11 protein-coding genes and 1 tRNA gene are annotated in these 13,884 nt (G+C 72.2%); 11 read left to right on the plus strand and 1 reads right to left on the minus strand.

Annotated features, from left to right (window positions below; genetic code table 11):
• Positions 1 to 45: 45 nt before the first annotated feature.
• The 4 genes from FRAQA3DRAFT_RS24175 to FRAQA3DRAFT_RS24190 all read left to right on the plus strand — a co-directional run bounded on the left by FRAQA3DRAFT_RS24175 (position 46) and on the right by FRAQA3DRAFT_RS24190 (position 4,922).
• The gene (locus FRAQA3DRAFT_RS24175; protein WP_009741680.1) at positions 46 to 825 is read left to right on the plus strand and encodes an HAD family phosphatase; all 780 of its coding nucleotides are present in this window, start codon (positions 46 to 48) and stop codon (positions 823 to 825) included.
• A complete protein-coding gene (locus FRAQA3DRAFT_RS24180; RefSeq protein WP_009741681.1) occupies positions 822 to 3,338 on the plus strand; it encodes a glycoside hydrolase family 65 protein in 2,517 nt (838 codons plus the stop codon). Before FRAQA3DRAFT_RS24175 ends, FRAQA3DRAFT_RS24180 begins: the two co-directional genes overlap by 4 nt.
• Positions 3,339 to 3,423: 85 nt before the next feature.
• Positions 3,424 to 3,497 (plus strand) — tRNA-Gly (locus FRAQA3DRAFT_RS24185).
• A 513-nt stretch (positions 3,498 to 4,010) separates the two neighbouring features.
• A complete protein-coding gene (locus FRAQA3DRAFT_RS24190; protein WP_232291732.1) occupies positions 4,011 to 4,922 on the plus strand; it encodes a carbohydrate kinase family protein in 912 nt (303 codons plus the stop codon).
• Positions 4,923 to 5,018: 96 nt separating this feature from the next.
• Here the strand turns inward: FRAQA3DRAFT_RS24190 and FRAQA3DRAFT_RS24195 are convergent, their stop codons facing one another.
• Complete coding sequence (locus FRAQA3DRAFT_RS24195; protein ID WP_009741683.1) at positions 5,019 to 6,425, minus strand: glycosyltransferase family 4 protein; 1,407 nt, start codon at positions 6,423 to 6,425, stop codon at positions 5,019 to 5,021.
• 1,114 nt (positions 6,426 to 7,539) lie between these two features.
• Between FRAQA3DRAFT_RS24195 and FRAQA3DRAFT_RS24200 the strand changes: the two genes are divergently transcribed.
• The 7 genes from FRAQA3DRAFT_RS24200 (at position 7,540) to FRAQA3DRAFT_RS24230 (ending at position 13,358) form a co-directional block, all read left to right on the plus strand.
• Positions 7,540 to 8,430, plus strand: coding sequence for a class II glutamine amidotransferase (locus FRAQA3DRAFT_RS24200; RefSeq protein WP_009741684.1), 891 nt, complete (start codon positions 7,540 to 7,542; stop codon positions 8,428 to 8,430).
• A 192-nt stretch (positions 8,431 to 8,622) separates the two neighbouring features.
• Positions 8,623 to 9,501, plus strand: a complete 879-nt coding sequence (locus FRAQA3DRAFT_RS24205; RefSeq protein WP_009741685.1) for an LLM class F420-dependent oxidoreductase — start codon at positions 8,623 to 8,625, stop codon at positions 9,499 to 9,501.
• Positions 9,502 to 9,587: 86 nt separating this feature from the next.
• Positions 9,588 to 10,010, plus strand: coding sequence for a hypothetical protein (locus tag FRAQA3DRAFT_RS24210; protein ID WP_009741686.1), 423 nt, complete (start codon positions 9,588 to 9,590; stop codon positions 10,008 to 10,010).
• Between the two features lie 27 nt (positions 10,011 to 10,037).
• Complete coding sequence (locus tag FRAQA3DRAFT_RS31785) at positions 10,038 to 10,583, plus strand: STAS domain-containing protein (RefSeq protein ID WP_009741687.1); 546 nt, start codon at positions 10,038 to 10,040, stop codon at positions 10,581 to 10,583.
• 76 nt (positions 10,584 to 10,659) lie between these two features.
• Entirely contained in the window at positions 10,660 to 11,364 is a 705-nt protein-coding gene (locus FRAQA3DRAFT_RS24220) for a GAF and ANTAR domain-containing protein (protein ID WP_009741688.1), read from the plus strand.
• Positions 11,365 to 11,553: 189 nt separating this feature from the next.
• On the plus strand, positions 11,554 to 12,600 hold the full coding sequence (locus FRAQA3DRAFT_RS24225; RefSeq protein WP_009741689.1) for an ABC transporter ATP-binding protein: 1,047 nt from the start codon (positions 11,554 to 11,556) through the stop codon (positions 12,598 to 12,600).
• A complete protein-coding gene (locus FRAQA3DRAFT_RS24230; RefSeq protein ID WP_009741690.1) occupies positions 12,597 to 13,358 on the plus strand; it encodes an ABC transporter permease in 762 nt (253 codons plus the stop codon). Before FRAQA3DRAFT_RS24225 ends, FRAQA3DRAFT_RS24230 begins: the two co-directional genes overlap by 4 nt.
• Positions 13,359 to 13,884 lie beyond the last annotated feature (526 nt).

Here is a 13,884-nt window from a genome sequence, read left to right on the forward strand (position 1 = left end):
GTCCCCGGCGGAAAGGCGGGGAATGCAGACACAGGCGGGAGAAGCATGCTCGGGCTACCCGATCACATCCAGGCGTGCCTGTTCGATCTCGATGGTGTGCTCACCAATACCGCGACGGTGCACGCGGCCGCGTGGAAGGAGATGTTCGACGACTTCCTGGAGAACTGGGCCAGCCGGTCCGGTGACCCGTTCGTCCCGTTTGACGTCGGCCGGGACTACGGCGAATACGTCGACGGCCGGCCCCGGGCCGACGGGGTGCGCGCTTTTCTCGCCGCCCGCCACATCCGGTTGCCCGAGGGGACCGCGGACGACCCGCCGTCCGCGCTGACCGTGAACGCGCTGTCCAACCGCAAGAACATCCTGCTCCTGGAGCGGATCAGGACCGACGGCGTGAAGGTCTACCCGGGCTCGAGGACCTACCTGGAGGAGCTGGCGAAGCACGGGGTGCCCCGGGCCGTGGTCTCCTCCAGCGCCAACTGCGTGGAGGTGCTGCGGTCCACCGGCCTCGACGCCCTCGTCGACGCCGTCGTCGACGGCGTGGTCGCGGCCCGGGAGCACCTGGCCGGCAAGCCGGCGCCGGACACCTTCCTCGCCGGCGCCAAGCTGCTCGGTGTGCCACCGGAGCGGGCAGTGGTGTTCGAGGACGCCCTGGCCGGCGTTGAGGCCGGCCGGGCCGGCGGCTTCGGCTATGTGGTCGGCGTCGATCGGGTCGGGGAGGGGCACGCCGAGCAGCTGCGCAAGCACGGTGCCGACGTCGTCGTCGAGGACCTGGCCGATCTGCTCGCGCCGTCCGCGCCGTCCGGCCCCGGACGCGGCCCGGCATGATCGACAAAGCGTCCTACCTGATCGAGCCGTGGGCGATCCGGGAATCCGGGGTCGACCTCTACGATCTCGGCCGGTCCGAATCGTTGTTCGCTTTGTCCAACGGCCATATCGGGCTGCGCGGAAATCTCGACGAGGGCGATCCGCACGGCCTGCCCGGCTCCTACCTGAACTCCGTGCACGAACTGCGTCCCTTGCCGTACGCCGAGGCTGGGTATGGCTATCCGGAATCCGGCCAGACGGTCATCAACGTCACCGACGGCAAGATCATCCGGTTGCTGGTGGACGACGAGCCGTTCGACATCCGGTACGGCGAACTGCGTTCGCATCAGCGGATGATCGATTTCCGGGAGGGCGTGCTCCGCCGCGACGTGGAATGGGTCTCACCGGCCGGCCAGATGATCCGGGTGCATTCCGAGCGGCTGGTGTCGTTCTCCCAGCGCTCCATCGCCGCCTTCTACTACGAGATCGAGGCGATCGGCGATCCGGCCCGGGTCGTCATCCAGTCGGAGCTGGTGGCCAACGAGCAGCTCCCGACCTGGCGCGGTGACCCGCGGGCCGCCGCCGTGCTGGAGTCGCCGCTGGTCTCCGAGCGCCACCGTGCCGACGGGACCAAGGTCGAGACCGTCCACATCACCCGGCACAGCGAGATCCGGGTCGCCGCTGCCATGGACCACCATTTCGAGGGGCCCGACTCGCTGGGCATCTCCTCGGAGAGCGAGCCGGACGCCGGCCGGGTCACGGCCACGGTCGTGCTCCTGCCCGGCCAGAAGCTGCGGATGGTCAAATGGCTCGCCTACGGCTGGTCCGAGCAGCGGTCCCTGCCGGCGCTGCGCGACCAGGCCGCGGCCGCGCTCGTCGCCGCCCGCCAGACCGGCTGGGGCGGGCTGGTGCGCGAGCAGAAGGAGTACCTCGACGCGTTCTGGCGCCGCGCCGACGTCGAGGTAGGCGGCGACCCGGAGGTCCAGCAGGCCGTCCGGTTCGCGCTGTTCCACGTCCTGCAGTCGGCCGCCCGGGCCGAGCGGCGCGCCATCCCGGCGAAGGGCCTGACCGGTCCGGGCTACGACGGGCACGCGTTCTGGGATTCCGAGACCTACGTGCTGCCGGTGCTGACCTACACCGCCCCCGCTGCCGCCGGCGACGCGCTGCGCTGGCGGCACGCGACCCTGCCGCTGGCACGGGAGCGGGCCGAGCTGCTCGACCTCGCCGGCGCGGCCTTCCCCTGGCGCACCATCCACGGCGAGGAGTGCTCCGGGTACTGGCCGGCGGGGACGGCGGCGTTCCACGTCAACGCCGACATCGCCGACGCGGTCGCCCGCTACGTCAACGTCACCGAGGACGAGCGGTTCGAGCGCGAGGTCGGCCTGGAGATCCTGGTCGAAACGGCCCGCCTGTGGCGCTCGCTGGGCCACCACGACCTCGACGGCCGGTTCCGCATCGACGGCGTCACCGGACCGGACGAGTACTCGGCGATCGCCGACAACAACGTCTACACGAATCTGATGGCGCAGCGGAACCTCATCGCCGCCGCGGACGCCGCCCGCCGTCATCCCGACCGCGCCGCCGAGCTCGGCGTGGACGCCGAGGTGACGGCCTCCTGGCGGGACGCGGCCGAGGACATGTTCATCCCCTACGACCCCCATCTCGGGGTCCACCCGCAGTCCGAGGGATTCACCGAGCACCAGGTCTGGGACTTCGAGCACACCACGCCCGACCAGTACCCGCTGCTGCTGCACTTCCCCTACTTCGACCTCTACCGCAAGCAGGTCGTCAAGCAGGCGGACCTCGTGCTCGCGATGCAGCGCTGCGGCGACGCGTTCACCATGGACGAGAAGATCCGCAACTTCGCCTACTACGAGGCGCTGACCGTCCGTGACTCGTCGCTGTCGGCCTGCTGCCAGGCGGTGATGGCCGCCGAGTGCGGCCACCTCTCCCTCGCCCACGACTACCTGCGCGAGGCCGCGCTGATGGACCTGCGCGACATCGAGCACAACACCGGCGACGGCCTGCACATGGCGTCGCTCGCGGGCAGCTGGATCGCTCTCGTGGAGGGCTTCGGCGGCCTGCGCGACGGCGGCGAGGTCATCGCCTTCTCCCCCCGCCTGCCCGAGGGCCTGACCAGGCTCGCCTTCGGCCTGTGCGTGCGCGGACGCCACCTGCGGGTGGAGGTGTCCGACGCGACGGCCACCTACACCGTCTCGGAGGGCCCGGCGATGACCCTGCTCCACCACGGCCAGACGGTGCGGGTCCAGCCCCGCGACCCGGTGAGCCTGGACGTGCCGCCCGCCCCCGTGCTGGAACGCCCCAGACAGCCCCCTGGCCGCGAGCCGCTGCGCTTCCTGCGCCCGCCCGGCGAGGGCAGCCAGCCGAGCCCCGGCGTGGGCTCCAGCGCGGGTGGCGCCGCCAGCATCGGCGGCGGCCACGGCGGTGTCGGCGGCCACACCGGCGGCCGCGGCGGTGTCGGCAGCGCCGCTGGTGCAGTCCCTTCCAGTACCGGCAGCAGCGTGGACGGCTGAGCGCGCGACGGCGGGCGCGGGGGCTTTCCCGCGCCCCCGCCGCGCCGCGCCAGCCCATCCATCCGGTACGATGCGGATGCACCATGCGGGCGTAGTTCAGAGGCAGAACACGAGCTTCCCAAGCTTGCAACGCGGGTTCGATTCCCGTCGCCCGCTCCACTTTGGGAGTCGTCTGTCAGACGAGGTCTGACCAGGGCGTTTCGCAATGTCTGTCGGGGGGCCGAGCCCCCCGGAACCCCCCACGATTGCGGTGTGGTGTGGGGTGGTGCGCTGGGCTCGGGGGCTTGTAGTAGCCCATTCTGATCACTTATTCGTGGTGGATCTACCGTGACTCTGGGCGGCCGTTCGGCCGGGTATCGGGGTTGACGGCCGGGCTGTGGGCGGCACTGCGTGCATGCGGTTGGCGTTCCCGCCGGGTTCCGGGGATGGGTCGAGGCGGGGGCTGGTCGGATTGGTTCTGCGGGGCCGGTGGTGATCGGTGGCGCGCCGTACGCGGGCCGCCCGTCGGGGCGGTGCGGGCACGCGGTCGGCCCGTGGGTCGGTCACGGGACCGGGCACCCGGGCGGACATGCGGTCGGGGGTCGGTGCTCACCTGGCCCGATTCGGCGGGCTCTCGCCATCGAACCCGGGTGGGCGGTCGGCGGGGGGCGGTTCCTCGTCGTCGGGGCGTTCGTGCTCGACTGCCTGGTCAGCACGCCGCGCTTGCCGGGCTGGGGCCAGGATGTTCGTGCCGAGGCGATGTGGACCGTTCCGGGCGGGAAGGCGCTCAACCAGGCGGTGACCCTGGGCCGGCTCGGTGTGCGGGTGGCCGCGGTGGGGGCGGTGGGAGCGGACGTGGTGGGTGCGGCCGTCCGGGCGGCGCTGGTCGGCGAGGGGGTCGACGTGTCGGCGATGGCGGCGGTCCCGGACGCGCCGACGCCCGTCTGCGTCGTCCACGTCCGTGACGACGGCGAGAAGGCGGTCGTCTGGCGGGTTCCCGAAGCGTTGGCCGTCACCCCCGATCAGGTCCACGCCGCGGCGGCGGGTGGTCCGGTCGACGCGGCGCTGGTGACGTTCGAGTTCGCCGAGCGGGCCGCCGACCTCATCACCGCGGCCGCCAAGGTCGCCCTGTGGGTCGTCGTCAACCCGGCGCCGGCGCCGGTCGACCCGGCGGTCGTCGAGACCGTTCCGTGGGAGCTGGTCGACATCCTCGTTCCCAACGAGGCCGAGGCTCGCGCGTTACTCGCCGGGCGGGCCGCCGCCCACGGGCCCGCCGGACGGCTCGCCGAGGCCGTCTCCGAGACGTTCGGCGTCCCGACCGTCTGCGTCACCCACGGCGAACGAGGATGTGTGCTGCGGACCGGCGGCGCGACGACCACCCACCCCGCCGCCGCGGCGAGAGTGATCGACACGACCGCGGCCAGCGACGCCTTCACCGCCGTGCTCGCCGCCCGCCTGGTCGTGGGCCGCGACCCGGCCACCGCCGTCCGGCAGGCGCAGGCGGCCGCGGCCCTCACGGTCAGCCGGGCCGGCGCCTACGAGGCGCTTCCCACCGTCGGCGAGCTCCGTGAGCTGGTGTTCGGCCTACCGGACCCGTCGGTGTAGGGCCCGCCAGGCGCAGGAGGCGGAATCGCTCCCGTCGGACCGGCCGCGCGCCGCCGGGGTCCGGTGGACGCCGCGTGCCTGCGGACCGGCGAGATCTCAGGAACGCGCGGCGTCCGCTCGATCGGGTCCTCCCTGTTGGCTGTCGGGCTGGGTGTGGGCGGGCTGGGTGTGGGCGGGCAGGGAGGGGGGCGCCGGGCGCGGCCGGGGGAGGCGGAGCGGGTGTGGCGGATGGCCTCGGTGCCCGACGCCCGGCAGGGCCGCGGCGGCCGCCGTGAACTGGGCGATGCCGCGGCGGTAGGCGTCCTCCTTGCGGCGGGCGATCGTCACCGGGTCGATCTCGGCAACGCCGAGCCGGCCCCGGGTGCCGCAGGCGGCGGCGCGCGCAGGGTCGAGCAGGAACGGTGCGAGCGCGGTGGCCAGCGCCTCGGCGTCGCCGGGGGGGACCGCGGTCCCGGACCCCCAGCGCTCGACGAACGGCGCCACGCCCGTCCGGGTCGTGGTGACCACCGGCCGGCCGGCTGCCATCGCCTCGACGGCGGCGATCGAGAAACTCTCGAAGCGGCTGGGTACGGCGACGGCGCGCGCCCGCCGGTAGAGGTCGCGGACCTCGGCACCGGACAGATGGCCGGGGAACTCGACGTCCAGGCCGAGCTCGCGCGCCCGCCGGGCGAGCCAGGTGCCGGCGGGGGCGCCGCCGATCGTGCCGGCGGGGCGGCCGGCGAGCACCAGCCGGTGGGCGATGCCCGCGCGGTTGAGCCGCGCGGACGCGTCGAGCAGGACGTCCACTCCCTTGTACGCCTCCAGGCGGCCGACCGCGGCGACCGTCGGCGCCGTGCCGGCGACGTCCGGGACGTCGCGCCAGGGGTTGGCGTCGAACGGGTTCGGGATCACCTCCACCGCGCGTCGACCCAACCAGCCGCGCTCGCGCAGGGTGTCGACGAGCAGCTGCGAAGGTGAGGTCACCACGGCGGCGAGGTCGGCGGAGATCTGGTCGAGCCGGTCGGCGAGCCGGCCCTTGCGCCCGATCGGCTGGCCGGCGAGCTGGACGGTGAGCATGGTCGGGCAGTGCAGGTGGATGGCGAGCGGGCGGGTGCGGTACAGCGCCTGGACCAGGCCGCGGGTCTCCCCGTCCTGCGTCTCGATCACGTCCGGGCGCAGGCCGAGGCGGCGCATCCAGAAGCTGTAGGACAACGGCAGGCTGGCCCGCAGCGTGATCGAGTCCCGCGGGTACAGGGGCCCGCGCAGTCGCGCCCCGACCGGGCCCAGACCGCGGCTGACCGGGACCCGCAGCAGCGGCCGCCGGTGCACGTGCACCCCGTCCTGCACGGAGTCGACGATCCGGTGACCCTGGGCGCAGAGCACGTGCACCTCGTGCCCGAGCCTCGCGAGCGCGACGGCCAGCGTCGCCGTGTAGCTGCCCGCACCGTCCCAGACGACCGGCGGGTACTGCTCGCAGAAGAACAGGATGCACAGGGCGCGTAACGATCGGACCGAATCCGCCATGCGTCTCCGTTTCTACCAGTCCGGTCGCCGGAGCATGCGGGAATGATGGGAATACGTTACCGCGGACCTCGTGAGTGGCCGGGTGATTGCCGGTGAGCGTTCGGCGATTCGCCATGGATGGTCCGGCTGGGTGCGGTGGAATTGCATCCCGCGATGCTCCGCCGATATTGTCCGGGCAGGTCCGATCCCGTCGATGATCGGTCGGGAGTCGGTTGTTCGTCCGAGCTTGCGGGCAAAAGTGGGTCGCTGTCTTTTGCCGGAGGTCGAGGGTATCCGGCCATGCCGAGGACGGCTCCGGCGCGAACACGATGGCTTCTGATCCGCGCTTCTCGGCCTGGTAGCGGCAGCTACCGGACCACCGGAAGATTACCGAGGCGGGCGATAGCGAATCACCTTGATGGTTGTTTACCGTGGCGTGGAAACGAATTCCTGGCGGCCGGCCATGTGATCAGGGAGGGTCGGGGCAGGCCGTCGCAATTCCCGTGGGCGGGGGTCTGCGGTCGGCGTGCCGCCCCGCCCCGACCGAATTCTCCCCGGGGGAGGCTCGGCAGCCGGTCGGAGTGGGACGGGGTCAGTGCGGTGGGACGGGGGCAGGCGCCGGGGGAGGGATGGTTCTGCGTCGGAAGTTTTCGCGGCGGGCTCGGGGTTCGTGCCGACGCCGGCGGGTGACGGCGATGCCGTCCGTGGTGCGTCCGGCTCATGGTGCGTCCGGCTCATGGTGCGTCCGGCTCGTGGCGCACCGGCATCATCCGGCCCCATCTTCCATTGTGTAAGCATGACGAAACGGAACGAAACAACAATCCGGTCATCCGGACAACTCGGATACGACGCTGAGGCCGCCGAGCTCCGGCGTGGGACGCGCCGCATGCGCCGAGAGTGGCCGGATCGTTGCGGGGAACAGGTCATCCGCGGGTGCTTCACCAAACGTGCCGCGGGTCGCCGGTCTCGGGCGTCGAGTCGATCGCCAGCGCTTCGGGTCGGAGGTAGCGTTGCCCTTTTCGCTCCGCCGACGGCGATCCCTGTGCCGGACCGGCGGATCCGCGTGCCTTGGTGAATCGGGCCCCGGCCGGAGACCACCAGACCGGGGCCGTCGAGACTGTGAGGGAGGGCGTCGATGTGCCACCTGTTCGCGATGAGTAGTGGCCCGAAGCGGATCAAGGCCACGTTCTGGCTGCTGGACGCGCCCGAGAGCCCACGCGCGGCCACCTTGCGAACGCCGGACGGCGCCGGGCTCGGCGCCTTCGACGCAGACGGGGTCCCGCAGGTGGTGAGGCAGGCCATCCGTAGCCGCGCGGACACGGCGTTCGCCCGGGAGGCCCAGGACGTCATCTCGTCGACCTTCGTCGCGCACGTGCGGCACGCCTCCACCGGCCGGGCCAGCGACGCCAACACGCACCCGTTCGTCCGCGACGGGCGGATCTTCGCTCACAACGGGGTGATCGAGGGGTTGGGCAAGCTGGACGCGGAGCTCGGCACGGCCGGCCTGCCGGTCCTCGGCGACACCGACTCCGAGCGCTTCTTCGCGCTGGTCACCCGGGAGATCGACGCCCATGACGGCGACGTCGGCGAGGGCATCGCCTCGGCGGCGCGCTGGGCCGCGCAGAACCTCCCCCTCTACTCCATCAACATGATCCTCATCACCGACCGGGAGCTGTGGGCGCTGCGTTACCCGGACACCAACGGCCTCTACGTGCTCCAGCGCGGCGCCGGCGGACGCAACGATCGCCATCTCGACCATGCCAGCCCGTTCAGCGAGATCCGGGTCCGGTCCCTCGATCTGCTCGACGAGCCGGCGGTGGTGGTCGAGAGCGAGCGGATGGACGAGGATCCGCGCTGGCGGTTGATGGAAAGCGGCGAGCTGCTCCACGTCGCGGCCGATCTCACGGTGACGTCGCGGATCGTGCTCGACGGCCCGCCCGTCCACCAGCTTTCCCTGGAGGATCTGCGGCCCGAGGCTGCCGTGTCGCAGACCACCGCGGTGCCCGATCTGCCGCTGTCCGCCTGACCCGGGCACCTCGGGCGCGGCGCCCGTTTCGCCAGGCCCTGTCCGTCAGCTCCCGCCTGCGTCGGCGGCCCGCCCGCCGTTCCCACCCGGTTCGATGAAACCTGCCGACATAGCGGGCGTACGCACGGGGTAGCAATGGTGCACGGGCAATGATGCGGACAGTCGCAGTTCCCTGCGCGGAAGGGGCTCGTCGTGGTACTTGAAGTCGGCAGGATCGGGCTTTGGGCAGCCCAGCGGCAGTGGCCGACGGACGTCCGGTCGCGGGCGGAGGTCGCCGCCGAGGTGGCGGCGATGGGTATCCCGACGTTGTGGATCGGCGGCGCCAGCGGGGATCTGGAGCTCCCCGCCGCCATCCTGGATGGCACCGAAGGGCTCGTGGTCGGCACGAGCATCCTGAATATCTGGACCGAGAAGGCGGACATCGTCGCCGACCATTACGCGATGCTCGCCAAGGCCCACCCCGACCGGCTGCTGCTCGGGTTCGGCGTCGGGCACCGGGACCCGGTGGAGAAGCTGACCGGCCGCCGCTGGGAGCGGCCGGTCGAGGTCCTCCTCGACTACCTCGACACGCTCGACGAGCTCGGGGTTCCCCGGTCCGACCAGGCGCTGGCGGCGCTCGGTCCCCGGATGCTGGGGATCGCGGCCCGGCGCACCGCAGGTGCCCTGCCGTACCTCGTCACGCCCGAGCACACCCGGCGGGCGCGGGAGATCATGGGGCCGGACGCGCTGCTCGCCCCCGAGCAGAAGATCGTGCTCGACCCCGACCCCGGCAGCGCCCGTGCGGTGGCCCGTCAGGGGCTCGCCTTCTACCTCAGGCAGCCGAACTACGCCAACAACCTGCGCCGGCTCGGATTCACCGACGCCGACCTGGCCGGGACCGGTTCCGACCGACTCGTCGACGCCCTGGTCGCCTGGGGCGACCTGGACACCGTCCTGGCTCGGATCGCCGAGCATCACCAGGCGGGCGCGGACCACGTCGCCGTGCAGGTCCTGACCCCGACGCCCACCCAGCTCCCGCTCGCGCAATGGGACCGTCTCGCCGGCGCGATCAACGCCCTCGCGTCCCCCTGAGCAGGCGGAACATCATGGGGTAGTCTTCTCGACAACCGATCAATTCGCCTGCCCTGTGTCTGCGGCCGAGTCACGGAGAGTGACGCATGCCCGCAGACGTCCCAGGTACCCCGTCCCCGGACGCCGAACGCGTTTCCGAACACGGCGACGACACCGCCGCGATCCCCGCCGCCCGCGAGGGCAAGTCGGCGCCATCGCTTGCCGCGCCCGCGGAGGCCGCCGCGACGGCGGTCGCGGTGGACACCGGGTCGGAGCTGGTCGCCAGCCTGATGTCAGGGATGTCCGCCGACGAGCAGAACCGCCTGCTCGGAATGATCAACTCGTCGATCGCGGCCGAGCGGTCGGCCGCGATCGACGGGACCGTCCGCCGCCAGGTCGATGTCGGGGTGCGCCGCCGGCGCTCGTCGCGCCACCCGACGGATCCCGACGCGCCGGACGCGCCGGACGCGGCCGATGATCCAGGTGAGCCGGGCGCGGACGGGTCTCGTGGCGGGGCGAGCGATGGCTGAGGGACGCGGCGCTCCGGGGGGAGTGCGGTGAGGGCCCTGGACCCGGCGGGCCCCGCCGCCATCCGGTCCGGGGTGCGTGAGGCCGGGGTGAGTGAGGCCGGGGTGAGTGAGGCCGGGGTGAGTGGGCCCGGGGTGCTTGGGCCCGGGGTGCAGGCCCCGGCGGCCGGCGAGGTCCGGGTGCGCATCGCCGGGTCGGGCCGGCTCGCCGCCGTGGTGCGGCCCCGCCCGGGCGGGTTCACGGTTGCCTTCCAGGGGGATCTCGACACCGCCGCCGAGCAGATGGCCCGGGCGCTGCTGTGGGCGTGCCTGGACGGGTGCGCGAGCGCGCTCATCGTCGACCTGACCGGTGTGTTCGTCGACGTCCGCGGGTTCACCGCGCTGCATCTGCTCTGGCGGGCCGGCCGGGAACGGGGCATCCGGGTCGCGCTCACCGGGTGCTCGCAGGTCGTGGACCGGATGGCGACCATCCTCACCCCCCAGGGCATACCTCGATTCCGTACGGTAGATGCAGCATGGCAAGCAGTAACCGGCTCCGAATCGACCGCCCCCGCGTCCGCGGCAACTGCGGGATAACCCTGGGGGTGATCCGGCAGGATGGGACGGCCGGGTTGCGGCGCTCGGATCGCGCCGTACTAGCGGGGGAACGACGATGGAGATCGACAAACTGCTGCTGGATGCCAGTCTCGCCCGGCTGCACCATCTGGTGCCGAGTCAGGTCGAGCTCGCCAAGCTGGTCAGCGAGGTCGTCCAGGCCGTCACCGAGATCTTCGACCTGACCGGCGCGGGCGTCCTGCTGGTCGACGCGGACCGGGCGCTGCGCAGCATCGCCGCGTCCGACAGCAACGGGGCGCTGTTCGAACGTGCCCAGGAGGAGTTCGGCGAGGGCCCCTGCGTCGAGTCGTTCATCACCGACGAGATCGTCGTGTGTGCGGACATCGCCTCGGACCCGCGGTGGCCCCGGGTCACCCCCACCCTCGTGGAGGGCGGGATACGGGCCGTCCTCGGCGTCCCGGTGCGGCTCGGGGGCGGTCCGATCGGCACCCTCAACGTCGCCGCTGACAAGCCGCGCGCCTGGAACGACACGGAACGCGACGCCATGGTGCATTTCGGCGCGGTTCTCGAGAACCTGCTGCTCGCCGGGCTCATCGCCGATCGTAACGACAAGCTTGCCCGGCAGCTCCAGTACGCGTTGGAGTACCGGGTTCCCATCGAGCGGGCCGTCGGTTATCTCATGGCGACGATGAAGACGGATCAGGTCTCGGCGTTCGAGACCCTGCGGCGGACCGCACGCAACGAGCGTCGGCGGGTCTCCGAGCTGGCCGAGGAGATCCTCGCCCGGCAACGGGTCCTCTGACCTCCCACCTGTTCACTGTCGTCAGGACGACATGGTCCGCCGACGGCGATGCCTGGCCTGACCGTGGTGGCTCCACGACGATGATGCCCACCGGGGCGATGCCCCGGGTGGCCGGCGCGCCGGCACGGTCGGGGTTTCGTGGGGCCGGTCATCTCGTACTACGGAACGACCTCTATCGAAAGGGGGCGAATGATCGAGGCACAAGGGCTCACCAAGCGGTATGGACGCACGGTCGCCGTCAACGACCTGTCCTTCGCGGTGCAGCCCGGCAAGGTGACCGGATTCCTGGGGCCCAACGGCGCCGGGAAGTCCACCACGATGCGCATGATCCTGGGGCTCGACAACCCGAGCGCGGGCACGGTCCGCATCGACGGCCGGCGGTACGCCGAGCTGAAGCAGCCGCTGCGCCAGGTGGGCGCGCTGCTCGAGGCGAAATGGGTGCATCCCAACCGTTCCGCGCGTTCTCACCTGCGCTGGATGGCCGCGTCCAACCGGATCCCGGCGAAGCGGGTCGACGAGGTGCTGGAGATCGTCGGGCTGACCGGCGTGGCGGGCAAGCGCGCCGGCGGCTTCTCGCTCGGCATGGCGCAGCGGCTCGGTATCGCGACCGCGCTGCTCGGCGATCCGGGCGTCCTGCTGTTCGACGAGCCCGTCAACGGCCTGGACCCGGAGGGGATCCTCTGGATCCGCCGCTTCATGCACCGGCTTGCGGACGAGGGTCGGACGGTCTTCGTCTCCAGCCATCTGCTCTCCGAGATGGCGCTGACCGCCCAGGAGCTCGTCGTCATCGGGCGCGGGCGGCTCATCGCGCAGACCAGCACCCGGGCCTTCATCGACATGGCGTCCGAGTCGGCGGTCCGGGTCCGTGGCCCCGAGATGGAGCGGCTGCACGGGGTGCTCACCGGTCAGGGGCTCGCGGTGCGCGACGTGCCCGCCGGTGACGACGGCCCGGCGGCGCTGCTCGTGTCGAACAGCAGCACCGAACAGGTCGGCGAGCTGGCCGGGCAGGTCGGCCTGGTGCTGCACGAGCTGTCCGCCCAGCGCGGCTCGCTGGAGCAGGCGTTCATCCAGCTCACCGGGGGCGAGGTGGAGTACCACGCCGGGGCGCTCGCGGGGCCCGGGAACGGCTCGCCGCCCACCGGGACGCCCGTCGCCCCGGCGCAGCCCACCGCAGCGCTGCCGCGGGGGACCGAGGCCGCGGCGGCGGACGCGACGCGGGGAGGCGACGCGCGATGACTCTGCTCACCGTCGAACGGATCAAGCTGTTCTCCACCCGCTCGCCGTGGTGGTGCATGATCATTGCGACCGCCCTCACGGTGGGGCTGACCTCCATCTTCGCGGCCACCACCAAGACCACCGAGCTGACCGATCTCACCCCGAGCGCCACCCAGTTCGCGTACAGCTTCGGGCTCGTGGTGATGATGGTCATGGCCACGCTCGCGGTCACCACCGAATACCGGTTCAGCACCATCCGGTCGACCTTCCTCGCCGTCCCCACCCGCACGCCGGCGCTGGTCGCGAAGGCCGCGGTCGTCGTTGTGCTGGCGGGGATCGTCGGGGAGATCACCGCGGTTGCCTCCTGGGGCGTGGCCACGCTCATCCAGCCCGACGCGCCGCTGGGGCTGGACACGGCGCAGGAGTACCGCAACGTCTTCGGCGTCGGCCTGATCTACCTGCTGTCCGCGCTGCTCGCCCTCGCCGTCGGGCTGATCGTCCGGCAGTCCGCCGGCGCCGTCGTCATCGAACTCATCTACCTGCTCCTGCTGGAGAACCTGCTGCCGGCGATCCCCCGGATCGGCGACCACATCCAGCACTGGCTGCCGTACACCGTCGGTAACAACTTCATTGTCGCCGGCCAGCCCGAGACCGCCGACGGCCCGCCCGCGATCGAGGGGATGCCGTTCGGGCCCTGGGGCTCGCTGGTGTACTACGCCGCGGTGTGCGTGGGCCTGTTCCTCGTCGGGTTGATCCTGGCCAAGCGCCGGGACGCCTGACGGCCGGCGGGTCGAGGCGGCCCGGCCGCCTCGGCCGCCTCGGGCTGGCGGGGCGCGGCCGTCGCCGGGTCGTCCTCCCCGGCGTGGATCCGTTTCTGCTGCGCAGCGCGCTGCGGGCCGCCGTCGTCGCGCCCGCCGTGCTGGCCGCCGGCTACTACCTGTTCGACCGGATCCTGCTGAGCCTGTTCGCCTGGTTCGCGGTCTTCGCCCTGCTCGTCTTCGTCGACTTCGGCGGCCCGGCCCGGGTGCGCATCGCCGCCTACGGCGGGCTTGCCCTGGCGGGGCTGCCACTGATCACCCTGGGCACGCTGTGTTCCGGTTCGTCGCTGGCGGCGTGCGGGGGGATGGCGGTGGTGGCGTTCGCCGTGCTGTTCGCCGGGGTGATCAACGCGTACCTGGCGGTCGCGACCCCCGCCCTGCTGCTGTCCTTCGTGCTGCCGGTGACGAATCCGGCGGGTCTGTCCGCAGTGCCGGAACGGCTCGCCGGCTGGGGCCTGGGCGCGGTCGCCGCGTTGCTCTCGCTGGT

Origin of the sequence: Frankia sp. QA3 (assembly GCF_000262465.1) — a bacterium.
In the GTDB taxonomy this organism is placed as follows: Bacteria; Actinomycetota; Actinomycetes; order Frankiales; family Frankiaceae; genus Frankia.

Coding starts and splice junctions, on each gene's coding strand:
- FRAQA3DRAFT_RS24175 (WP_009741680.1), top strand. CDS start 46: ATGCTCGGGCTACCCGATCACATCCAGGCGTGCCTGTTCGATCTCGAT.
- FRAQA3DRAFT_RS24180 (WP_009741681.1), top strand. CDS start 822: ATGATCGACAAAGCGTCCTACCTGATCGAGCCGTGGGCGATCCGGGAA.
- FRAQA3DRAFT_RS24195 (WP_009741683.1), bottom strand. CDS start 6,425: ATGGCGGATTCGGTCCGATCGTTACGCGCCCTGTGCATCCTGTTCTTC.
- FRAQA3DRAFT_RS24200 (WP_009741684.1), top strand. CDS start 7,540: ATGTGCCACCTGTTCGCGATGAGTAGTGGCCCGAAGCGGATCAAGGCC.
- FRAQA3DRAFT_RS24210 (WP_009741686.1), top strand. CDS start 9,588: ATGCCCGCAGACGTCCCAGGTACCCCGTCCCCGGACGCCGAACGCGTT.
- FRAQA3DRAFT_RS24220 (WP_009741688.1), top strand. CDS start 10,660: ATGGAGATCGACAAACTGCTGCTGGATGCCAGTCTCGCCCGGCTGCAC.
- FRAQA3DRAFT_RS24225 (WP_009741689.1), top strand. CDS start 11,554: ATGATCGAGGCACAAGGGCTCACCAAGCGGTATGGACGCACGGTCGCC.
- FRAQA3DRAFT_RS24230 (WP_009741690.1), top strand. CDS start 12,597: ATGACTCTGCTCACCGTCGAACGGATCAAGCTGTTCTCCACCCGCTCG.